Annotated in this window: 18 protein-coding genes and 1 pseudogene; 10 read left to right on the plus strand and 9 right to left on the minus strand. The window is 68.0% G+C overall.

The window, feature by feature from the left end; all coding sequences use genetic code 11:
• The first annotated feature begins 69 nt into the window (after positions 1-69).
• The 3 genes from PM1_RS18305 (at position 70) to PM1_RS18315 (ending at position 2,843) form a co-directional block, all read left to right on the plus strand.
• Positions 70-1,449, plus strand: a complete 1,380-nt coding sequence (locus PM1_RS18305; protein ID WP_009619454.1) for a substrate-binding domain-containing protein — start codon at positions 70-72, stop codon at positions 1,447-1,449.
• A 199-nt stretch (positions 1,450-1,648) separates the two neighbouring features.
• Positions 1,649-2,689: a TerC family protein gene (locus PM1_RS18310; protein ID WP_009619453.1), complete on the plus strand. Its 1,041-nt coding sequence runs from the start codon at positions 1,649-1,651 to the stop codon at positions 2,687-2,689.
• The gene (locus PM1_RS18315; protein WP_009619452.1) at positions 2,658-2,843 is read left to right on the plus strand and encodes a hypothetical protein; all 186 of its coding nucleotides are present in this window, start codon (positions 2,658-2,660) and stop codon (positions 2,841-2,843) included. Before PM1_RS18310 ends, PM1_RS18315 begins: the two co-directional genes overlap by 32 nt.
• 38 nt (positions 2,844-2,881) lie before the next feature.
• On the opposite strand, the gene PM1_RS18320 is transcribed toward PM1_RS18315, so the two are convergent.
• Positions 2,882-3,229, minus strand: coding sequence for a helix-turn-helix domain-containing protein (locus tag PM1_RS18320; protein ID WP_009619450.1), 348 nt, complete (start codon positions 3,227-3,229; stop codon positions 2,882-2,884).
• A gap of 220 nt (positions 3,230-3,449) precedes the next feature.
• Here PM1_RS18320 and PM1_RS18325 point away from each other — a divergent pair, with 220 nt between their 5' ends.
• Both PM1_RS18325 and PM1_RS18330 read left to right on the plus strand, forming a co-directional pair.
• On the plus strand, positions 3,450-3,629 hold the full coding sequence (locus tag PM1_RS18325) for a Tar ligand binding domain-containing protein (protein WP_009619449.1): 180 nt from the start codon (positions 3,450-3,452) through the stop codon (positions 3,627-3,629).
• A 34-nt stretch (positions 3,630-3,663) separates the two neighbouring features.
• Positions 3,664-5,778 carry a putative bifunctional diguanylate cyclase/phosphodiesterase gene (locus PM1_RS18330; protein ID WP_009619448.1) on the plus strand — a complete coding sequence of 705 codons (2,115 nt, stop codon included), beginning with the start codon at positions 3,664-3,666 and terminating at the stop codon, positions 5,776-5,778.
• A gap of 349 nt (positions 5,779-6,127) precedes the next feature.
• Here the strand turns inward: PM1_RS18330 and PM1_RS18335 are convergent, their stop codons facing one another.
• Positions 6,128-7,336 (minus strand): acyl-CoA dehydrogenase, encoded by a 1,209-nt coding sequence (locus PM1_RS18335; RefSeq protein WP_009619447.1) that lies wholly within the window; start codon positions 7,334-7,336, stop codon positions 6,128-6,130.
• 166 nt (positions 7,337-7,502) lie between these two features.
• On the opposite strand from PM1_RS18335, the gene PM1_RS18340 reads away from it, so the two are divergent.
• Entirely contained in the window at positions 7,503-8,432 is a 930-nt protein-coding gene (locus PM1_RS18340; protein WP_009619446.1) for a LysR family transcriptional regulator, read from the plus strand.
• Positions 8,433-8,855: 423 nt separating this feature from the next.
• Complete coding sequence (locus tag PM1_RS18345) at positions 8,856-9,686, plus strand: metal-dependent hydrolase (RefSeq protein ID WP_009619445.1); 831 nt, start codon at positions 8,856-8,858, stop codon at positions 9,684-9,686.
• Between the two features lie 805 nt (positions 9,687-10,491).
• On the opposite strand, the gene PM1_RS18350 is transcribed toward PM1_RS18345, so the two are convergent.
• Positions 10,492-11,181, minus strand: coding sequence for a TetR family transcriptional regulator (locus PM1_RS18350; RefSeq protein ID WP_009619444.1), 690 nt, complete (start codon positions 11,179-11,181; stop codon positions 10,492-10,494).
• A gap of 78 nt (positions 11,182-11,259) precedes the next feature.
• On the opposite strand from PM1_RS18350, the pseudogene PM1_RS18355 reads away from it, so the two are divergent.
• Together PM1_RS18355 and PM1_RS18360 are read left to right on the plus strand one after the other, a co-directional pair.
• Positions 11,260-12,844 (plus strand): annotated as a pseudogene (locus PM1_RS18355) (flavin-containing monooxygenase).
• Positions 12,841-13,725, plus strand: a complete 885-nt coding sequence (locus PM1_RS18360) for an SDR family NAD(P)-dependent oxidoreductase (RefSeq protein ID WP_009619442.1) — start codon at positions 12,841-12,843, stop codon at positions 13,723-13,725. Before PM1_RS18355 ends, PM1_RS18360 begins: the two are co-directional and overlap by 4 nt.
• Before the next feature lie 423 nt (positions 13,726-14,148).
• Here PM1_RS18360 and PM1_RS18365 read toward each other — a convergent pair whose 3' ends face one another.
• From PM1_RS18365 to dnaX, 4 genes are all read right to left on the minus strand, one after another.
• Positions 14,149-15,297 (minus strand): acyl-CoA dehydrogenase family protein, encoded by a 1,149-nt coding sequence (locus tag PM1_RS18365; protein ID WP_009619441.1) that lies wholly within the window; start codon positions 15,295-15,297, stop codon positions 14,149-14,151.
• A gap of 105 nt (positions 15,298-15,402) precedes the next feature.
• Positions 15,403-15,999, minus strand: coding sequence for a recombination mediator RecR (gene recR / locus PM1_RS18370; protein ID WP_009619440.1), 597 nt, complete (start codon positions 15,997-15,999; stop codon positions 15,403-15,405).
• A gap of 120 nt (positions 16,000-16,119) precedes the next feature.
• The gene (locus tag PM1_RS18375; protein WP_009619439.1) at positions 16,120-16,446 is read right to left on the minus strand and encodes a YbaB/EbfC family nucleoid-associated protein; all 327 of its coding nucleotides are present in this window, start codon (positions 16,444-16,446) and stop codon (positions 16,120-16,122) included.
• Positions 16,447-16,489: 43 nt separating this feature from the next.
• A complete protein-coding gene (dnaX, locus tag PM1_RS18380) occupies positions 16,490-18,616 on the minus strand; it encodes a DNA polymerase III subunit gamma/tau (protein ID WP_009619438.1) in 2,127 nt (708 codons plus the stop codon).
• Positions 18,617-18,756: 140 nt separating this feature from the next.
• On the opposite strand from dnaX, the gene PM1_RS18385 reads away from it, so the two are divergent.
• Positions 18,757-19,479 (plus strand): substrate-binding periplasmic protein, encoded by a 723-nt coding sequence (locus PM1_RS18385; protein ID WP_009619437.1) that lies wholly within the window; start codon positions 18,757-18,759, stop codon positions 19,477-19,479.
• Between the two features lie 76 nt (positions 19,480-19,555).
• Here PM1_RS18385 and PM1_RS18390 read toward each other — a convergent pair whose 3' ends face one another.
• Together PM1_RS18390 and PM1_RS18395 are read right to left on the minus strand one after the other, a co-directional pair.
• Positions 19,556-20,803 (minus strand): hypothetical protein, encoded by a 1,248-nt coding sequence (locus PM1_RS18390; RefSeq protein ID WP_009619436.1) that lies wholly within the window; start codon positions 20,801-20,803, stop codon positions 19,556-19,558.
• A gap of 11 nt (positions 20,804-20,814) precedes the next feature.
• Positions 20,815-22,014, minus strand: a complete 1,200-nt coding sequence (locus tag PM1_RS18395) for an HlyD family type I secretion periplasmic adaptor subunit (RefSeq protein ID WP_009619435.1) — start codon at positions 22,012-22,014, stop codon at positions 20,815-20,817.
• Positions 22,015-22,033: the final 19 nt, after the last annotated feature.

The raw sequence follows: 22,033 nt of genomic DNA on the forward strand, positions 1-22,033 counted from the left end.
GGCGTCACCGCACTGAAACCTTGCCCGCCTATGCTCCCGGCCTCGTCCGCAACCGCCCTGGAATCACCGATGCCGCACTTCACGCGCCACGACAAGGACGCCTGGCCCGTCACCCTCGCCTGGCTGATCATCGCCTTCGTCTGCTACGCCCTGCCCTGGCACGCCTTCGCCGCCCTGCCCGCCGCCCCGGAGGGCCAGCCGGTGCTGCGCATCCAGGGCTCCAACACCATAGGCGCGCACCTGCTGCCGGAACTGGTGAAGGGGCTGCTGCTGGAACAGGGCTACAAGGCCATCCTCGCCGAGCCCGGCCAGGCGCAGAACGAGACGCGGGTCCGCGCCCGCGACGCCCAGGGCCGCGACGTCGTGGTGGAGATCGCCGCCCACGGCAGCAGCACCGGCTTCGCCGCGCTGAAGGACGGCAGCGCCGGGATCGCCGCTGCCTCGCGGCCGATCAAGGACGCCGAGGCCGCGGCGCTGTCCGCCTCGGGCAACCTGCGCGGCGCCAAGGCCGAGCAGGTGATCGGCATCGACGGCCTGGCCATCGTCGTGCACCCGGACAACCCGCTGCGCGAGCTGAGCACCGCCCAGCTGGCCCAGGTCTTCGCCGGCGAGGTGACGACCTGGGAAGATCTCGGCGGCCGCGGCGGCGCCATCCACCTGTACGCCCGCGACGACAACTCCGGCACCTTCGATACCTTCAAGGAACTGGTGCTGGCCAGTCACGGCAAGGCCCTGGCCGCCTCCGCCCAGCGCTTCGAATCCAGCGACGCGCTGTCGGCCCAGGTCGCCGCGGACCCGCAGGGTATCGGCTTCGTCGGCCTGGCCTCGGTGCTCAAGGCGCGCGCCCTGGCCATCGCCGATGGCGAGTCGCGGGCGATGCTGCCCTCCCCCGGCAGCATCGCCACCGAGGACTACCCGCTGTCGCGCCGCCTGTACCTGTACATCAAGCCCAACGAGCGCAACCCCTGGGCCCAGGCCCTGGTGCAGTTCGCCCAGGGCGACCGCGGCCAGGCCCTGGTCAGCGGCAGTGGCTTCGTCGGCCAGCGCGTGCAGGCCATGCGCGTGCAGCCCGCCGAGGGCATGCCCGAGCGGTACAAGGCCCTGGCCCGCGAGGCCCGCCGGCTGTCAGTGAACTTCCGCTTCCACGAGGGCAGCGCCACCCTGGACAACAAGGCTCAGCGCGACGTCGAGCGCCTGCTGGCCTACCTGCGCCAGCACGACAAGCTCGACGGCAAGGCGGTGCTGGTCGGCTTCGGCGACGCCCGCCAGGACCCGGCCCGCGCGCAGCTGCTGTCCAAGCTGCGAGCCATGGCGGTGCGCCGCGAACTGGCCAGGGAAGGCGTGGTCTTCCACGGCATCGAAGGCATGGGCGCGGCCCTGCCGGTGGCGGCCAACGACGACCAGGAAGGCCGGGTGAAGAACCGCCGCGTGGAGGTCTGGGTGTACTGACCCAGGGCAGCCCAGGGCGCTCGCCCCTGGTCTAGGCTGTTACTGTAGGAGTGAATAGGTCGTAGGAACTTGTTACTTTCCCCCGCTTGCCTCGCGACCCTGCTCTGCTATTTTTCCCGCCGTGACGCCGGGCCCCTCTGACGGTCGCTGACCGCCATGTCGGAGTCACTTTCGACAACGACAGCAAGAGAGGGCCCGCATGGCACCCCTATTGGATTTCCTCAACACCCCCTTCCTCGGCACCGCCGCCTGGTTCTGGCTGCTGTTCCTGGCCATCGTCATCCTCCTCCTGTTCCTCGACCTGGGCGTGCTGCAGCGCGACCACCACGAGATCGGCGTGCGCGAGAGCCTGCTGCTTTCGGCCGGCTACTTCAGCTGCGGCCTGGCCTTCGGCGGCTTCGTCTGGTACGAGTTCGGCGCCACCAGCGCCATGGAGTACTACACCGGCTTCCTGGTGGAGCAATCGCTGTCGATGGACAACGTGTTCGTCATGGCGATGATCTTCGGCTTCTTCGGCATCCCCCGCCGCTACCAGCACCAGGTGCTGTTCTGGGGCATCCTCGGCGCCATCGTCATGCGCGCCATCATGATCGGCCTGGGCGCCGCCCTGGTCAGCGAGTTCGAGTGGATCATGTACGTGTTCGGCGCCTTCCTGCTGTTCAGCGGGGTGAAGATGCTCTTCGCCAGGCACGAGGAAGAGCCCGACCTGGCCAACAACCCGGTGCTGCGCTTTTTGCGCAAGCACATCCGCGTCACCGAGCAGCTCCACGAGCACCACTTCTTCGTGCGCAAGCCGGACGCCAGCGGCAAGCTGGTGCGCTTCGCCACCCCGCTGTTCCTGGCGCTGATCCTGATCGAGCTGGCCGACGTGGTGTTCGCGGTGGACAGCGTGCCGGCGATCTTCGCCATCACCAAGGACCCGTTCATCGTCTACACCTCGAACATCTTCGCCATCCTCGGCCTGCGCGCCCTGTACTTCTCGCTGGCGGCGATGATCCACCGCTTCGTCTACCTGAAGTACGCCCTGGCCCTGGTGCTGGTGTTCATCGGCGCGAAGATCTTCGCCCACGGCTTCATCGGCAAGGTTCCCGCCGTGCTCTCGCTTGGGGTAACCTTCGGCCTGCTCGCTGGTGGCATACTGCTGTCACTGCTCAAGACGCGCAAGGCAGGCGAGCAGGAGCTGGAAATCGTCAGCCGGGAGACCCTGCATGCAGGACGAGGTGAAGATCGAGGCCATTGAAGTCCAGGGCCGGCCCTGGTGGCTGGTGCGCCTGGGCCGCCGCGGCCTGCGCTTTTCCCAGGAATCCCTGGCCCGCGCCTTCGCCGCCCAGTTGCATGTGCGCCGCCAATGGTGGCAGCAGCGCGGCGAAGACGAACCCAACGAACGCACCTGAGCCCCCCGCCCGCCGCCGGCGGGGCGCTCGCAGCGGCGCTAGTGGCTGCGCCGGCCCTTGAGCACCTTGACGATCTCGCCGATCAGGTTCACCACCAGCGCCCGCTCGCTCTCCGCCAACCCCTGAAGCAGGTCGCCGATGGCCTCGGCCTGCTCGGCGACGTCGATCGAATCCTTGCGGAAAAGGTCGCTCAGCGGGCATTCGAGGATTTCCGCGATCTGTCCCAGGCGCTGCAAGGTCGGCGATATCACACCGTTCTCCATGCGGCTGATGGTTTCCTTCTCCACCCCTATCCCCTCTGCTATCTGTGCCTGCGTCAGCCCCTTGGCCCTGCGGCGGTTGGCGATGGCTGCGCCGACTTCATGGACCACGCTCCGACCTTTCATGCGAATTGACCTCATACATCATCCGATATAACGCCTCAAGCCATTTTCAGGGGAGCTTGCGTGCGGCTGAAGGACGCATGACGTCTATAAATGTTTCTTAATAGATCATTGACTAATTGACTTTCCTTTTCACGGGGGAACAGGATAGGGCTGATTGCCATCACTTCGCCCCCATGGCGCAGCCGGTCCGATGGTGGTTTGCCACGAAAGGAAGTCCGCAATGTTGTCCAAGCTGAAAATACGCACGGGAATGCTCATCGTCCTGGCCGCCCTGGCCGCCGCCCTCCTGCTTTCGATCCTCACCGGCTGGAACAGCGCCCGCAGCAGCGACCAGCAGATCCAGTCGCTGAACCGCGTGGCGGTGGAGCTCAACGACATGGTGCTGCGCTTCAAGCTCTAGCCCCGTTCCTCGACCACCAGGCCGGAGTGCAAGCATGCCGATCCGCAGTATTCCCGACCTCCCCCGGATGCTCTCCGAAGCCCTGGAGCATGCCGAGACCGCTCTTTGCATCAACGACGACGGGCAGCGCCTGCTGTACTGCAACCGCGCCTTCGGCCGGCTGCTCGGCCATGCCCCGGAAAGCCTGGTGGGCCGCCCGTTCGACGAGCTGGTGGACGCGCGGCCGGCGGCCAACGACCGCGTGGAAGCCCTGGTGCGCTGCCATGACGGCCGGCGCATCTGGTGCGGCATCGCCAGCACCGGGCTGAACCGCGCCACCGGCGAGCCCGACCTGCAGCTGCTGGCGCTCACCGAGATCACCCAGTCGAAAATCCACGAGGTGCTGCTGGACCGCCTGCTCGAAGGCATGGCCCGCGACGAGCCGCCGGAACACCTGATGGAAGCGGCCTGCCTGGAGATCGAACGGCTGCTGCCGCGGACCAGCGCCTCGGTTCTGCGGGTGAACGCAGGCCGCCTGCACCCGCTGGCCGGGCCGAGCCTGCCGCCCACCTACCTGCAGGCCCTGGACGGCCTGCCCCTGGGCGACGGCCCGGGCAGCGAGGACGCCTGGGCCGGCGAGGTCGAGCGCCATCCGCTGTGGTCCGCCTACCGCCACCTGCTGCCGCCGGAGCTGCGCAGTTGCAGCATCACGCCGATCCGCTCCAGCACCGGCCAGCTGATCGGCAGCTTCGTCTGCTACGGCCGGGGGGAACAGGCGCCCTGCGCGACGCAACAATGCCTGCTGGACATCTGCACGCACCTCTGCGCGCTGGTGCTGGAGCGCGACCAGGCGCGCACGCGCATCCACCAGCTCGCCTACTACGACGACCTGACCGGCCTGCCCAACCGCCACCTGCTGCAGAACCTGGCCAGCGCCGAACTGGCCGGCGCCGCCGCGCGCCGGCAGGGCCTGGCGGTGCTGTACATCGGCCTGGACCGCTTCCGCCAGATCAACGACTCCTTCGGCCGCCCCTCCGGCGACGAGCTGCTGCGCACCATCGCCCGGCGCCTGCGCCAGGCCTGCCGCGACGAGGACCACGTCGGGCGCCAGGCCAACGACGAATTCGTCGTCCTGCTGCCGGGCTGCGACCGCGCGGCGGCCAGCGTCCACCTCGCCCGCCTGAAGGCCGCCCTCGACGCGCCCTGGCGCGTCGCCGGCGCGCCCCACAACCCCTCGGCGAGCATCGGCATCAGCCTGTTCCCGGAGGATGGCGAGGACTTCCAGAGCCTGCTGCGCCACGCGGCGATGGCGATGAACCAGGCCAAGGGCAAAGGCAAGAGCCGTGGCGGCCAGGTGTTCTTCAGCGAGGAACTGGAGCGCCTGGCGCAGGAACGCGTGGCGCTGGAGAGCGCCCTGCGCGAAGCCCTCGCCAGGCAGCGCCTGCACCTGAACTACCAGCCGCTGGTGGACATCCGCGCAGGCCGCCTGCGCGGCGCCGAGGTCCTGGCCCGCTGGCACCACCCGCAGTTGGGCAACATCTCCCCGGAGCGCTTCATCCCCCTCTCCGAGGAATGCGGGCTGAGCATCGAACTGGGCCGCTGGGTGCTGCGCGAAGCCTGCCGGCAACTGGCCGAGTGGCGCCACGCGGGCCTGCAGGTGCCGGAGATATCGGTCAACCTGTCCGCCGGCGACTTCCAGGACCCGCAACTGCCCGTCGCGGTGCTGCGCACCCTGGAAGAGCACGGCCTGCACGGCACCGACCTGACCCTGGAAATCACCGAAAGCGCGCTGATGGAAGCCGACAGCGACACCCTGGGCGTGCTCGACCAGCTGCACGAACTGGGCATCCGCCTGGCCCTGGACGACTTCGGCACCGGCTACTCCAGCCTGGCCCGGCTGAACCGCCTGCCGGTGCAGGAACTGAAGCTGGACCGCAGCTTCGTCCGCGACCTGGAGAGCAACAGCACCAGCCGCACCCTCAGCGATGCCGTGCTGAACATCGGCCGCAGCCTGGGCATGACGGTGGTCGCCGAAGGCATCGAGAACCCCGAGCAACTGCGCATCCTCGAAGCCCAGGGCTACAGGGTGGCCCAGGGCTACCTGCTGTCCCCGCCGCTGCCGGCCGAAGGCTTCGCGGCCTGGCTGAAGGCAAGGCAACTGGCGGGGTGATTCTGTAGAAGCGAGCTTGCTCGCGAACCGGGCAGTCACTGGGCTATTCCCCTTCGGGCCAGCGCAAGCGCTGTTCGCGATGGAGCCGCGTCCCGCACGAGGAAGGATAGGCGTTTCAGGATGACGCCGAATTCGCCGCCCACTCCGAACGGCCCCCTCTCCCTCCGGGAGAGGGCTGGGGTGAGGGCGCTCTCAAGCCCAGCACCTACGCCACCTGGAAACCCGTTCGCGAGCAAGCTCGCTCCTACAAAAAACCGCCCGAACGAGACCCACACACAAAAACGCCGCTTCCCCTTCGGAGAAACGGCGTTCCCGCGACCCTCACCGGGCCTCAACTACCAACCAGCACTCACTTGCCCATGTACTTGCCGATCTCGTACTTGCCGACGGCCATGCGGTGCACTTCGTCCGGGCCGTCGGCCAGGCGCAGGGTGCGCTGCATGGAGTACCAGTAGGCCAGCGGGAAGTCGTTGGAGACGCCGGCGCCGCCGTGGATCTGGATGGCGCGGTCGATCACCTGCAGGGCGACGTTGGGCGCCACCACCTTGATCTGGGCGATCTCGCTCTGGGCGATCTTGTTGCCCACGGTGTCCATCATGTACGCGGCGTTGAGGGTCAGCAGGCGGGCCTGGTTGATCTCGATGCGCGAGTTGGCGATATGGTCGATGTTGCCGCCCAGGCGCGCCAGCGGCTTGCCGAAGGCGGTGCGGCTGGTGGCGCGCTTGCACATCAGTTCCAAGGCGCGCTCGGCCATGCCGATGGAGCGCATGCAGTGGTGGATGCGGCCCGGGCCGAGGCGGCCCTGGGCGATCTCGAAGCCGCGGCCCTCGCCCAGCAGCACGTTCTCGTAGGGCACGCGGACGTTCTCGAAGAGCACTTCGGCGTGGCCGTGGGGCGCGTCGTCGTAGCCGAACACCGGCAGCGGGCGGAGGATCTTCACCCCGGGGGCGTCGCTGGGCACCAGGATCATCGAGTGCTGCTGGTGGCGCGGCGCGTCCGGGTTGGTCAGGCCCATGAAGATCATCACCTTGCAACGCGGGTCGCAGGCGCCGGAGGTCCACCACTTGCGGCCGTTGATGACCCACTCGTCACCCTCGCGCACGGCGTTGGCCTGCATGTTGGTGGCGTCGGAGGAAGCCACGCCCGGCTCGGTCATGGCGAAGGCGGAGCGGATTTCGCCGCGCAGCAGCGGTTCCAGCCAGGTGCGCTTCTGTTCCTCGCTGCCGTAGCGGACGAGGGTTTCCATGTTGCCGGTGTCCGGGGCCGAGCAGTTGAACGGCTCGGCGCCGATCAGCGAGCGGCCCATGATTTCCGCCAGCGGGGCGTACTCCATGTTGGTCAGGCCGGCGCCGTATTCGGACTCGGGCAGGAACAGGTTCCACAGGCCCTCGGCCTTGGCGCGGGCCTTGAGGTCCTCCATGACCTGGGTCGGCTGCCAGCGGTCGCCTTCGGCTACCTGTTGCTCGAAGACGCTCTCGGCGGGATATACATAAGCTTCCATGAACGCGGTGACGCGCTCACGCAGGTCCTGGACCTTGGCGGAATAGGCGAAATCCATGGGGGCTACCTTCTGGCAGGGGTTTGTCTTGTGTCGAGGAAGATGCTAGAACAGGCAGCACGATTTACCTAGCCTATTATCCGAATCAATGAACATTCATAACCCGCATGATGGTCCGCCATCCCGGGTATGATCCGGTCACAACAATGACAAGCGGAGCCACGGGATGAACCTGAACAAGGTCGACCTGAATCTGTTCATCGTCTTCGATGCCATCTACACCGAAGCCAACCTCACCCGCGCCGGACAGATCGTCGGCATCACCCAACCCGCGGTGTCCAACGCCCTCGCCCGCCTGCGCGAGACCTTCAACGACCCGCTGTTCGTGCGCACCGCCCAGGGCATGGTGCCCACGCCCATGGCGCAGAACATCATCGGCCCGGTGCGCAACGCCCTGCAGCTGCTGCGCGTATCGGTGCAGGAAAGCCGCACCTTCACCCCGCAGCAGGCGAGCAAGACCTACCGCATCAGCATGACCGACCTCACCGAGGCCATCATCCTGCCGCCGCTGTTCCAGCGCCTGCGCCGCCAGGCGCCCAACGTGCACATCGAGAGCTTCCTCTCCAAGCGCCGCGAGACCACCAAGGAACTGGCCGCCGGGCGCCTGGACTTCGCCGTGGACGCGCCGCTGAACACCGACCCGCAGGTGCGCCACGTCAAGCTGATGGAAGACCGCTACGTCTGCGCCATGCGCCACGGCCACCCGCTGGCCAGGCCGAAGCTGAGCCTGGAGGAGTACCTGTCGCTGACGCACATCCAGATCTCCAGCCGCCGCAGCGGCCTGGGCTATATCGACCTGTCGCTGGGCAAGATGGGCCTGCAGCGCAAGATCGCCCTGCGCTCGCAGCACTACCTGATGGCCTCCAACGTGGTGCAGCAGACCGACATGGCGGTGACGGTGCCCGAGCGCTTCGCCCGCCACCACAACCTGCACTACGTGGACCTGCCGGTGAGCGACGTGCCCAAGCTGGAAACCCACCTGTACTGGCACGAAAGCACCGACCAGGACCCGGCCAACCGCTGGATGCGCGAGCAACTGATCGAGCTGTGCCAGCAGGTCACCGCCCGCGAGGCGCGGGAAGCGCAGCAAGGCTGACCTGCCGCGGGGGCTGTCCGCGAAGTTCCCGCATTCGCCGGAATGACCAGGGTCGCCGGCTGACTCCATTCCCCCCACAGACACCGAACGGCCCCCTCTCCCTTCAGGGCGGGGCGCGCAGCCGAGGGTTGGGGAGAGGGACGGTGTCAACCCGATATACCGTAGCCGCCGGTAAACACCGTTCGCGAGCAAGCTCGCTCCTACAGCCGCGCCCCCTTCCCCCCCTATCCAAGGTCGGGCCGGCCCCTCCTTGGCCGCAAATAACCCTTCCATGGCCGGATCGGACCTCTCCCTTGTCCGACAATCCTTCCAACAATTACATCAACCAATGACACATTCACGTGTCAGGCCCTCCGCCCCGCCGGCGCCGCTGCCTGCCCAAATCGCCGCCGGGGCTCGTCGAACAACAACAAGGAGTCGCCCATGAACGCCCAGACCGAACCGCTCCGCGCCCACTTCCCCGTCCGGCGCATGGATTTCAGCTTCACCGAGACGCCGAAGTACTGGTGGGACGATCAGCCCTTCATGTCGCACTTCATGAACAACCTGTCCTCGCTGTTCCCCTATGGCGAGAAGTTCTTCGTCGACAGCGTGCGCGCCGTGCGCGACCGCATCCAGGACCCGCAGCTGCAGAAGGACGTGTCCGCCTTCATCGGCCAGGAAGCCATGCACTCCAAGGAACACGCGGCCTACAACGAATACGCCGAGGAACACGGCATCGACCTGGAACGCCTGGAGCTGCGCATCAAGCACCTGCTCGGCGCGATCAGCAAGGTCACCACCAAGAAGCAGGACCTGGCCATCACCTGCGCCCTGGAGCACTTCACCGCGACCATGGCCGAGCGCCTGCTGCGCCGCGAGGACCTGAGCACGCAGATGCGCTCGCCGAAGATGTACAAGCTGTGGATGTGGCACGCCATCGAGGAGAACGAGCACAAGGCGGTGGCCTACGACGTCTACCAGCAGGTCTACGGCGGCTACTTCACCCGCACCGCGGTGATGCTGCTGACCACGGTGATCTTCCTCGGCGTGATCGGCGGCTTCCAGATCCACCTGCTGCGCCGCGACCGCCAGCTGTTCAACTGGCGCAGCTGGAAGCACGGCCTGGTCACCCTGTTCGGCCTGCGCAACGGCTACTTCACCCAGCTCGTGCTGCCCTGGCTGGACTACTTCCGCCCTGGCTTCCACCCCTTCGACCACGACACCAAGACGCTGGAGAAGTACTGGAAGGACAAGCTCGACTTCGCGGGTTGAGCCGCCCCCTCACCTGTAGGAGCGGGCCCTGCCCGCGAATCGCGCGCAGGGCGCGCACCTACAGGTGCAGCACGGCTTCTCGTAGGAGCGAGCTTGCTCGCGAACAGACTCTCCCTACTCTCCCTGTGAGGACGGATCTCGGAACAACCGCGTTCCCTCACCCCAGCCCTCTCCCAGAGGGAGAGGGAGCCGTCCGTGCCGGGATGAGCAATGCATTGCGCCGGAAACCTCTGCGGCCGCCGGCTAACGCCATGACAGCCAAGCACACCGAACGGCCCCCTCTCCCTCTGGGAGAGAGAGGGAGCCGTCCGTGCCGGGATGAGCAATGCATTGCGCCGGAAACCTCTGCGGCCGCCGGCTAACGCCATGACAGCCAAGCACACCGAACGGCCCCTCCCCTCTGGGAGGGAGAGGGAGCCGTCCGTGCCGAGATGAGCAATGCATTGCGCCGGAAACCTCTGCGGTCGCCGGCTAACGCCATGACAGCCAAGCACACCGAACGGTCCCCTCTCCCTCTGGGAGAGAGAGGGAGCCGTCTGTGCCGAGATAAGCAATGCATTGCGCCGGAAACCTCTGCGGTCGCCGGCTAACATGACAGCCAAGCACACCGAACGGTCCCCTCTCCCTCTGGGAGAGAGAGGGAGCCGTCTGTGCCGAGATGAGCAATGCATTGCGCCGGAAACCTCTGCGGCCGCCGGCTAACGCCATGACAACCAAGCACACCGAACGGTCCCCTCTCCCTCTGGGAGAGGGTTAGGGTGAGGGAGCAGAGTCGGGTTCCGCACCCTGCACGACAGGAACGCTCCTACACCCCCAACGCCTGCAACACCGCCGCCCCGGTGAACAGCAGCAGCACCTGCCGCTCCGCCAGCGCGCAGACCTCGCCCCGCTGCCCTTCCGGCAATTCCAGGTAATCCAGCGACAGCTGGAACAGCTGCCGGCTGATCAGCCGCGACAGCTGCGCCACCTCCTGCGCCGGCACCTCCGGCAGCAGGCGGAACAGGGCGATGTCCTCGGCCATGTCGGCACCGAAGTCGTCCATCACCTGGCCCAGCGCCTCGCGCAGCACCGCCGAGGGGCCGTGCAGTTCGCGCACGCCGATGATGAAGGCCTCGGGGTGGCGTTCGACGAAGTCGAAGAACAGCCGCACCGTCTCCTCGCACACCCGCTGGCCACGGGCGAAGTCCAGGCCCAGCGGGGTGGCCGCCGCGCCACCCGCCGCCGGCGCGCGCCCGGCCGCTTCGCGGCGCAGTTCGCGCAGCGGCTGGCGCAGCTGGGTGGCGATGTCGCGGATGATCGCCAGGCCCAGGTCGTCGACGTCGGCGAAGTGGCGGTAGAAGGTGTTGGGGTTCAGCCCGGCCTCGCGGGCCAGCTCGCGCAGGCCGATGCTGCTCAGGCTGCGCCGGCTGGAGGCCAGGCGCAGCGCCGCCTCCATCAGCAGGCGCTTGCCCGGTGCATCCTGGCGTTGTGTTACCGCGTCCGGTTCCAGACTCATCCTTGCCCCACCTCGCCCACCCTAAAGATTGGTTGCCCGCGAAGTATACAGATGTCTACATTGGCACTACGTAGACAGTTGTATACGCCTGCACACAAGCATAACAGGAGCCAGGTAAATGGGAACTCAACCTAAGACTGCCGCGGTCAGACACTGCAAGGTGGCCATCATCGGCACCGGTTTCTCCGGCCTGGGCATGGCCATCCGCCTCAGCCAGGAGGGCGAGGACGACTTCCTGCTGTTCGAGAAGGACGCCGGCGTCGGCGGCACCTGGCGGGTCAACAACTACCCCGGCTGCGCCTGCGACGTGCAGTCCCACGTCTACTCCTTCTCCTTCGAGCCGAACCCGGAATGGACGCGCATGTTCGCCCGCCAGCCGGAAATCCGCGGCTACCTGGAGAACTGCTGGAAGAAGTACCGCCTGGAAGGCCGCACCCTGCTGAATACCGAGATCCAGCGCCTGGAGTGGGACGAGGCACGCGACCTCTGGCACCTGCGCGACGCCGCCGGCAACCACTACACCGCCCAGGCGGTGGTCTCCGGCATGGGCGCCCTGTCGATCCCCTCGATCCCCGACCTCAAGGGCCTGGACAGCTTCAAGGGCCACGCCTTCCACTCGCAGCACTGGGACCATGACTACGACCTGAAGGGCAAGCGCGTGGCGGTGATCGGCACCGGCGCCTCGGCCATCCAGTTCGTTCCGGAAATCCAGCCGCTGGTGGCCAGCCTGGACCTCTACCAGCGCACCGCGCCCTGGATCCTGCCCAAGCCCGACCGCGCCATCAGCGACAAGGAACGGGCGCGCTTCAAGCACTTCCCGCTGGTGCAGAAGCTCTGGCGCGGCGCGCTCTACAGCATGCTTGAAGGCCGCGTGCTGGGCTTCACCTTCGCGCCCTGGGCGATGAAGATGATCGGCAAGCTGGCGGTGCGCTACATCCACCAGCAGGTCAAGGACCCGGAACTGCGCCGCAAGCTGACCCCGGACTACACCATCGGCTGCAAGCGCATCCTGATGTCGCCGAACTACTACCCGGCGCTGGCCGCGCCGAACGCCTCGGTGATCACCGACGGCATCCGCGAGATCCGCGAGCACAGCATAGTCACCGCCGACGGCCAGGAGCGCGAGGTGGACGCGATCATCTTCGGCACCGGCTTCACCGCCAACGACCCCATCCCCCGCGGCACCGTGTTCGGCCGCGGCGGCGTGGACCTGCTGGACACCTGGCCGCAGGGCCCGGAGGCCTACAAGGGCACCGTCACCCGCGGCTTCCCCAACCTGTTCTTCCTGATGGGCCCGAACACCGGCCTGGGCCACAACTCCATGGTCTACATGATCGAGTCGCAGATCGCCTACGTGCTCGGCGCGCTGAAGCTGATGCGGCGCCGCGAGCTGCTCAGCCTGGAGGTCAAGGAAGACGAGCAGCAGCGCTGGAACCTCAAGCTGCAGCGCGGGCTCAACCATAGCGTGTGGAACACCGGCGGCTGCAAGAGCTGGTACCTGCACCCGGTGAGCGGGCGCAACTGCACCCTGTGGCCGGGCTTCACCTGGCGCTTCCGCCTGCTCACCCGCAGTTTCGACGCCGCCGCCTATCATCTGAAGGCCAGGCCGTTCGAGGAAACCGCAGTCACCCAGCAACCCCGCGCCGAGGAGGTCCCGGCATGAAGTCCTTCGAGAACAAAGTCGCCGCCATCACCGGCGCAGGTTCCGGCATCGGCCGCGCCCTGGCCCGCGAGCTGGCCTCGCGCGGCTGCCACCTGGCGCTGGCCGACGTCAACGCCGCAGGGCTGGAAGAAACCCGCCAGGCCCTGGCCTCCTACGGCGTGCGCATCTCCACCGAGGTGGTCAACGTCGCCGAGCGCGAGCAGGTCCACGCCTGGGCCGACAAGGTGGTGGCCGAGCACGGCAAGGTCAACCTGGTCTTCAACAACGCCGGGGTGGCCCACGCCGGCACCGTGGAAGGCAGCGAGTACGAAGAGTACGAGTGGATCACCAACATCAACTTCTGGGGCGTGGTGTACGGCACCAAGGCCTTCCTGCCGCACATCAAGGCCAGCGGCGAGGGGCACGTCGTCAACGTCTCCAGCGTGTTCGGGCTGTTCTCGCAGCCGGGCATGAGCGCCTACAACGCCACCAAGTTCGCCGTGCGCGGCTTCACCGAATCGCTGCGCCAGGAGCTGGACATGGAAGGCGGCGCGGTCTCGGCCAGCTGCGTGCACCCCGGCGGGATCAAGACCAACATCGCCCGGACCGCGCGGATGAACGACAGCCTGGCCAAGGTCACCGGGCAGAACGCCAACGCCGCGCGCCAGCAGTTCAACGACCAGCTGCTGCGCACCACCCCGGACAAGGCGGCCCAGGTGATCATCCGCGGCGTGGAGCGCGACGCACGGCGCATCCTCATCGGCGCGGATGCCCATGCCATCGACGTGATGCTGCGGCTGTTGCCGGTCTGGTACCAGAAGGTGGTTACCGTCAGCATGCGTCTGGCGGCGCGTTTTGCGCCGAAGGGCAAGGCGCGGACGGAGGGGTATGAGGCCAAGTAGGGAGTAGTGAAAGGGGAAGCCCGCTTCTTGGAGCGGGCTTTCTTTTTGATGGGTATCGCTTCGCTCAACGCCATCCTACGGGGTGCTTGCTCTTCGCTCTTCGTAGGAGCGAGCTTGCTCGCGAACAATGGCGTTTCCCGGCGGCTGCGGTGTTTGGGATTGACTCCGCTCCCTCTCCCCAGCCCTCTCCCTGAAGGGAGAGGGGGCAGTCCGTGCCGAGAGAAGGAATGGTTTCAACCGGAAACCATCGGAGTTGCCGGCTGACTCCAGAACACCGAACTCTGCCCAACGGTCCCCTCTCCCTTCAGGGCGGGGCGCGCAGCCGAGGGTTAGGGAGAGGGGCGTAGTTGAACCACACACCAGCGCAGCCAGGTAACTCCATGGGTTCGCGAGCAAGCTCGCTCCTACAAACAGCCCGCCCCCTCAGAGCCCCATCTGCTTGGCGATAATTTCGTTCATGATCTCCCGCGTCCCCCCACCGATGGAGAGAATGCGGTTATCGCGATACAACCGCTCCACCAGGCTCTCGCGCATATACCCCATGCCACCCAGCAGTTGCACCGCGTCATAGACCACCCGGTCGGCGACGTCGGTGGCGAAGTTCTTGGCCATGGAGATTTCCTTCACCACGCTCTGCCCGACGACCATCTTCGCCGCCTGGCGGTAGGTGAACTCGCGGGACACCTCGACCTGGGTGGCCATCTCCGCCAGGCGGTGCTTGAGCACCTGGAACTTGCCGATGGGCTTGCCGAAGGCTTCGCGCTCGGCGCTCCATTTCAGGGCTTCCTCCAGGGCCAGCTGGGCGGTCATGTTGGCCATGGTGGCCAGGGCCAGGCGCTCGCTCTGGAAGTTGGCCATGATGCAGGCGAAGCCCATGTTCTGCATGCCGATCAGGTTTTCCACCGGCACCTTGCAGTCGTCGAAGAACAGCTCGGCGGTGTCCGAGGCCCACCAGCCCATCTTCTTCAGCTTGCGGCCCACCGTGAAGCCGGGCGTGCCCTTCTCCACCAGCAGCAGGCTGACGCCGCCGTAGCCCTCGCCGCCGGTGCGCACCGCCACCGTGTAGTAGTCGGCGCGCACGCCGCTGGTGATGAAGGTCTTGCTGCCGGTCACGCGGTAGTGGTCGCCGTCGCGCACGGCGCGGGTCTTCAGGCTGGCCACGTCGGAGCCGCCGGAGGGCTCGGTGACCGCCAGGGCCATGATCTTCTCGCCGGCCAGCACCTGCGGCACGATGCGTTCGCGCAGTTCCGCGCGGCCCCACTTGAGCAGCGGCGGCAGGCCGATGTCCAGCGAGCCCAGGCCGGCCACCAGGCCGCCGGAACCGCTGCGCATCAGTTCCTCGCTGGCCGCCAGCTTGGCGAACAGGTCGCCCTCGTGGCTGCCGCCGTAGGCTTCGGGGTAGCCGATGCCGAGGATGCCGGCCTCGCCGGCCTTGCGGTAGAGCTCGCGGGGGAACTCCTCGGCTTCTTCCCAATCGGCGATGTGCGGGAGGATTTCCCGCTCGACGAAGCGCCGCACCGAGTCGCGGACCAGGCGGTGGCTGTCGTCGAAGTATTCGGTGAATGCGGACATGGCGGGCCTCCAGGCGGGTTGCCTGAAAACTTACCGAGCGCTTGCTTGGTTTTCAAGGCGAGACTTGCGCCATCGCCTGGGCCGTTTCGGCCCGATGCCTCTGGACTAGACGATCGGCCGGCGCCCGGCCAGGGCGTGGGCCAGGGTGCCGCCGTCCACCAGCTCCAGTTCGCCGCCCAGGGGCACGCCGTGGGCGATGCGGCTGAGCACCAGGCCGCTGCCGGCCAGCAGCTGGGCGATGTAGTGGGCGGTGGCCTCGCCTTCCACCGTGGGGTTGGTGGCGAGGATGATCTCGGCGAAGTTGCCGGCCTTGATCCGCGCTTCCAGCTCGGGAATGCCGATGGCCTCCGGGCCCAGGCCGTCCAGCGGCGAGAGGTGGCCCTTGAGCACGAAGAAGCGCCCGCGATAGCCGGTCTGCTCCACCGCGAACACGTCCAGCGGGCCTTCCACCACGCACAGCAGCGAGTCGTCGCGGCGCGGGTCGGCGCACTGCGGGCACAGCTCCTCCTCGCTCAACGTGCGGCACTGCTTGCAGTGCCCCACCCCTTCCATGGCCTGGGTCAGCGCCTGGGCCAGGCGCAGCCCGCCCGTGCGGTCACGCTCCAGCAACTGCAGCGCCATGCGCTGGGCGCTCTTCTGCCCCACCCCGGGGAGAATGCGCAGGGCGTCGATGAGTTGGCGGATCAGCGGGCTGAAGCTCATGGAAGTATCTGACTGCAAGGGGTGGAAGAAGGGCTAAAAGCTGGAAGCTGGAAGCTGGAAGCTGGAAGCTGGAAGAGCCTGCGGCTTTTGCTTCTGGCCTCCAGCTTCCAGCCCACTTGCTTAGAACGGCATCTTGAAGCCGGGGGGCAGCTGCATGCCGGCGGTCATGCCCGCCATCTTCTCCTGGTTGTTCTGCTCGATCTTGCGCACGGCGTCGTTCACCGCGGCGGCGATCAGGTCTTCGAGGATTTCCTTGTCCTCCTGCATCAGGCTGTCGTCCAGGCTGACGCGCTTGACGTCGTGCCGGCCGGTCATCACCACGCTCACCAGGCCGGCGCCGGACTGGCCGGTGACTTCGGCGTTGGCCAGCTCTTCCTGCATCTTCTGCATCTTTTCCTGCATCTGCTGGGCCTGCTTCATCAGGCCGGCCATGCCACCTTTCATCATTTCGATCACCTTCTGTCGTTCAGGGTTGGTTGGGCGCCGGCCTTCAGGCCTTCGCCGCCAGGGGTTCGATGGTACCGGCGCGGACCACCGCGCCGAACTGCTGCCGCATCTGCTGCACGTAAGGGTCCGCCTCGATGGAGCGCTCGGCCTCGCGCTGGCGCTCGGCGCGCTTGCGCGCCGCGGCCTGGGCGGGGGTTTCCTGCTCGGGCTTCTGGATGGTCACTTCCAGCTTCAGGGTGCGCCCGTGGTACTGGCTCAGCGCGTCGTTCAGGCGGCGCTGCTGGGTGGCGTTGTACAACGCGCTCTGCCCCGGGTCCAGGTGCAGGTGCCAGGTGTCGTCCTCCACCGCGACCAGGGTGCAGTTGGCGCCGATGCTCGCGGTCAGGCCGCCCAGGCCCAGGCGCGGGAACAGGTCCAGCCACTCGGCGGCAAGGCCCGTGGCCGGCAGGGCCGCCGGTTCCGGTTCGGGCTCGGCCTGGGCGCTGGCCTGCGACTCGTCGCCGCCTTCCAGGTAGCTGAGCGAGTCCATGTCGACTTCATAGTAGTCCTCGGCCGGCGGCGGCTCCTCGTCGCGGTCGTCGTCCTCGCTGTCGGCCATGGCGATGATAGGCGCGGGCTCGGGCAGTGGAGCGGGCTCGGCGGCCGGCTGGGGCGCGGGCGCGACCGGCGGCTGCGCGGCGGCCGGCGCGGCGGGTTCTTCCCAGGGCAGGTCGACGACGGGCGCCGGTTCGGCCGGAACGGCCTGCGCTTCGACCGCCGGCACCTCGACGGGCACGGCCTGCGGGGCGGGCTCGACGGGTGCGGGCGCAGCCTCGACGACAGGCGCCGGCGCAGGTTCGGGCGCAACCTCGGCTACCGGAGCCGGAGCCGGAGCCGGAGCCGGAGCCGGAGCCGCCACAGGCTGCGGCGCGGGTGCCGGTTGCGCAACGGCGGCGGGCACGGTGGACACCACCGGCACGCTGGCCGCGCTGGCAACGGCTGCCGGCGCCGCAACGGCGGCGCCGGCCACTGGGTTGCGGTTGGAATCAGCCGTGGCCGTGCTGATCCCCAGGTCCTTTAGCGGTGACCTCGGTGGCGCCCCGCCATCGGCCGGACGGAAGGCCAGCATGCGCAACAGCACCATTTCGAAGCCGCTGCGCGGGTCCGGCGCCAGGGGCAGGTCGCGGCGGCCGATCAGGCCCATCTGGTAGTAGAACTGCACGTCCTCGCCGGGCAGCGCCTGGGCCAGGGCCAGCACCCTGTCGCGGTCGCCCTGGCCGTTGTCGACGGCGTCCGGCAGCACCTGGGCGATGGCCACGCGGTGCAGCACGTTGAGGATCTCGGCCAGCACCCCGCCCCAGTCCGGGCCCTGTTCGGCCAGGTGGCGCACGGCATCCAGCAGCGCCCGGGCGTCGCCTTCGAGCAGCGCGTGGAGCACGCCGTAGACCTGGCCGTGGTCGAGGGTGCCGAGCATGGCGCGCACGTCGGCGGCCAGCACCTTGCCCTCGCCGAAGGCGATGGCCTGGTCGGTCAGGCTCATGGCGTCGCGCATGGAGCCGTCGGCGGCGCGGCCGAGCAGCCACAGGGCGTCTTCCTCGAAGGGCACGTTCTCGGCGCCGAGCACGTGGGTCAGGTGCTCCACCACGCGCTCCGGCGGCATGTTCTTCAGGCTGAACTGCAGGCAGCGCGAGAGGATGGTCACCGGCAGCTTCTGCGGGTCGGTGGTGGCCAGCAGGAACTTGACGTGGGGCGGCGGCTCTTCGAGGGTCTTGAGCAGGGCGTTGAACGAGTGCGAGGAGAGCATGTGCACTTCGTCGATCAGGTAGACCTTGTAGCGCCCGCGGCTCGGCGCGTACTGCACGTTGTCCAGCAGTTCGCGGGTGTCCTCGACCTTGGTGCGGCTGGCGGCGTCCACTTCGATGAGGTCGACGAAGCGGCCCTCGTCGATCTCCCGGCACACCGAGCACTGGCCGCAGGGGGTGGAGCTGATGCCGGTCTCGCAGTTCAGGCACTTGGCCAGGATGCGCGCGATGGTGGTCTTGCCCACGCCGCGGGTCCCGGTGAACAGGTAGGCGTGGTGCAGGCGCTGGTTGTCGAGCGCGTTGATCAGGGCCTTGAGGACGTGGGTCTGGCCGACCATTTCGCGGAACGAACGCGGACGCCATTTGCGGGCAAGAACCTGATAACTCATTGAAATCCATCGCAGCTGGTAGGCGGAAGTGGGCTAATCCTAGCGAAGAGGACCGGAAATTGCACCCGATGCCGGGCCAGGCTTGGCAAGAACCCTCCGAAACAGGCATTGTGTCCTGCTTCCGCACGTCCGGAGCCCGAATGCGCGCACTCCTCCCCGCCCTCCTGCTGGTAGCCGGCCTGGCCCAGGCCGATCCCCGGCAGCTGAGTTTCTCGGTGATCGAGGGCTGGGCCATGCCGCTGGCGCAGGTCGAGGACGGCCAGCTGACCGGCGGTATCCTCTTCGAGCTGTTCACCCGCACCGCGCACAAGGTCGGCATGGCCCCGTCCTTCCATATCCTGCCGCGGGCCCGGGTGGAACAGGCGCTGCACAGCCACAGCATCGACGTGCGCTGCTACATCGCCCCGGCCTGGCTCAGCGAGGCGTTCAGCGACTACCGCTGGAGCGTGCCGCTGCTGACCCAGCGCGACCTGCTGGTGGCCAGGGAGCGAGCGCCGGTGGAGGTCGCCACGCTGGCCGGGCAGAGTATCGGCACCGTGCTGGGCTACTCCTACCCGCACCTGCAGCGTTCGTTCGCCAACGGGCGCCTGCACCGCGACGATGCGCGCAACCAGGAGCTGGTGCTGAAAAAGCTGGAAGCCGGGCGCTATGACTATGCGGTGTCCAGCGAGGTGGCGCTGAACTGGTTCAACCTCCAGCGGCCGGCCGAGCGCCGCCTCTACCCCGCCGCCAAGCTCGACCAGGCCGAACTGGGCTGCATGGTCCTCGACGATCCGCAATTGCCGACCCAGGCGGTGCTCGACGCCCTGGCCGAGCTCAAGGCCTCCGGGGAAATCGAGCGCATTCTCGATCATTATCGCTGATGGCCGCGCCAGGGCTGGCGATGGCGTTGGCGATGAAAAAGGTGAAACGGCGGATAACCGCGAACGGTTATTCGCCCTACGCTTCCGGGGCCACCCCTATGCGGGCTTCGCCGCGGCGGATCCATTCGGCATAGCGTGCCGGGATGTGCCCTTGCACCCTGCCTGCGCTCACCGTGGCGGCGTACTCGCAGACTGCCTGCTCGCCCTCCCCCTCGCGCCGGTACAGGGTCCAGCGCACCCGGCTGCCTTCGGCCAGGGCGCAGGGCAGTTCGAAGCGGGGCGAGCCTTCGGCGTAGCCGACGTGGAAGTCGTCCGGCATGGGCCCGCCGGGGAAGCCGGCGGCGTCGAGGAAACCGAACATCGAGTCGTGCTGCAGCAGGCTGCGCCGGGCATAGGGCCAGACGTAGCGGCGCAGGAAGTGCTGGTCGGCGAAATGCCGCGAAGCCACCGGTTCGGCGAAGAACAGCCGGGCCAGTTGCGCCAGCGGCGGCAGCGCCCCGCCGACGACGCCCCAGAGCCCGGCCAGCAGCAGTTCGGTATGGGTGCCGTTGTCGCGCAGGGCGTGGAAGTGCTTGTCGCTGGCCAACCACTGGGCCACCGCCTCGGCCTCGCGCTCGCTGATCACCGAGTCGGCGTCGCGGAACAGGATGCGCTGGGCCTGGGCGTCGTCCAGGGCGAGGAAGCGCCACATCGGCCCCGGCCACTGGCGCGCGGCCTCGTCCACCCGCACCACCTGGCCGCCGTTGTCGAGCAGGCGGCGGACGATGGCCTCGGGCACGCTGTCGTCGATATAGAAGCGGCAGGTCCAGTGCGGGTAGATGCGCGGCTGCTCCAGCACGTTGAGCACCGCCGTCTCGCAGTATTTGGCGCTGGCGCCGAACAGCGAGAAGGCGATCAGGTTGCGCTCGCGGGTGGCGGCGCCGGGCGGCGGCGGCAATGCCGGCAGGGCATGGGCGATCGGCGGTTCGACGCCGAACTGGCGCTCGCGCAGGCTCAGCGCGTGCAGGCCATGGCGGCGCACCTGGTCCCACTGGCGCAGGGCGCAATGGGCGTGGGACAGGGCGTCGAACAGCGCCAGGCTGTCGCCGCCGGCGGCCAGGGCGCGGCCGGCATGCTCGATGGCTTCCTGCCAGCGCTCCAGCTTGATGCAGTTCACCGCCGCGTCGGTCCAGGCCACCGCCAACTGCGGCCAGCGCCGGGCGGTCTGCAGGCACAGTTGCAGGGCCTGCTCGTGCTGGCCCTGGGCGTAGAGGGCGCTGGCGCGCCGGCCGGCGGCCTCGACCTCGCGGCGTTCGCGGTAGCTGGGCGTGCGTTGCTTGGCCATGCTTGCCCTCCTCAGCGTTCGCGCAGCGCTTCGCGGGCGCGGTTGAGCGGCTTGGTCAGGTAGTCCCAGACGGTCTTGCTGCCGGTGTGCACGTCCACCGTGGCGACCATGCCGGGGAAGATCGGGAAGCTCTTGCCGTCCTTGTTCTGCAGCGAGTCGGTCTCGGTGCGCACGAACACCCGGTAGTAGTACTGGTCGCGGCGCACCTCGTCCTGGATGGTGTCCGGCGAGATGTGCGTCACCTTGCCCTCCAGGCCGCCGTAGATGGCGTAGTCGTAGGCGCTGATCTTCACCGTGGCGCGCTGCCCGGGGTGGATGAAGGCCACGTCGCGCGGGGAGATGCGCGCCTCCACCAGCAACTGGTCCTCCACCGGCACTATGACCATGAAGCGGCCGTTGGGCGGGATGACGCCGCCGACGGTGTTCACTTCGATGTCCTTGACGATGCCGCGCACCGGCGAGAGCACGGTCAGGCGCGTCAGCGAGTCGGCGCGCCCGCGCGTCACCGACTGCTGCGCCTCCACTTCGCCGTTGGCCTTGGCCAGCTCCTCGCGGGCCTTGACGTAGTATTGGTTGCGCGTCTCGGTGGCCTTGAGCTCCAGCTCGTTGGCCTGGCGCTTCAGGCGCAGCACCTCGACGTTGCTCGCCGCGCCGATCTCGGCCAGGCGCGTGGTCAGCTTGAGTTCCTTGTCGACCAGGGCCAGGGCCTCGTTGATGCCCTTGAGGCTCTTCTCCAGGCTGTTGCGCCGCGACTTGTACAGGGCGGTCTCGGACTTCACCAGGTCCGGCTCCTCCAGCACTTGCGCGGGAAACACCAGTTCGCCGCCGTCCACTTCCGCCCGCAGGCGCGCGGCCATGGCCAGGGCGGCGCGCAGGCGCGAGGTGCTCTCGCCCACCGAGGATTCGGTCTTGGTGCGGTCGAGCTGGGCGAGCACCTGGCCCGCGTCGACGCGGTCGCCCTCCTTGACCCGCAGCTCGGCGAGGATGCCGCCTTCCAGGGACTGCACCACCTGCTCGCGCGAGCTGGGGATCACCTTGCCGGTGCCGGTGGAAACCTCGTCGAGCTCGAACAGGTAGGCCCAGGCGAACAGCAGCAGCATGCCGCCGAGCACGCTCCAGATCAGCCAGGTGGCGCGCGGCGCGTGCTCCTTCGCCTGGAAGTAGGGGGCCAGGGGCGCGGCCCCGGGCGCTTGAATCGAATTGGCTTGCATGGTCACTCCCGACGCGGGC

The organism is Pseudomonas sp. M1 (genome assembly GCF_022760135.1).
In the GTDB taxonomy this organism is placed as follows: domain Bacteria; phylum Pseudomonadota; class Gammaproteobacteria; order Pseudomonadales; family Pseudomonadaceae; genus Pseudomonas; species Pseudomonas citronellolis.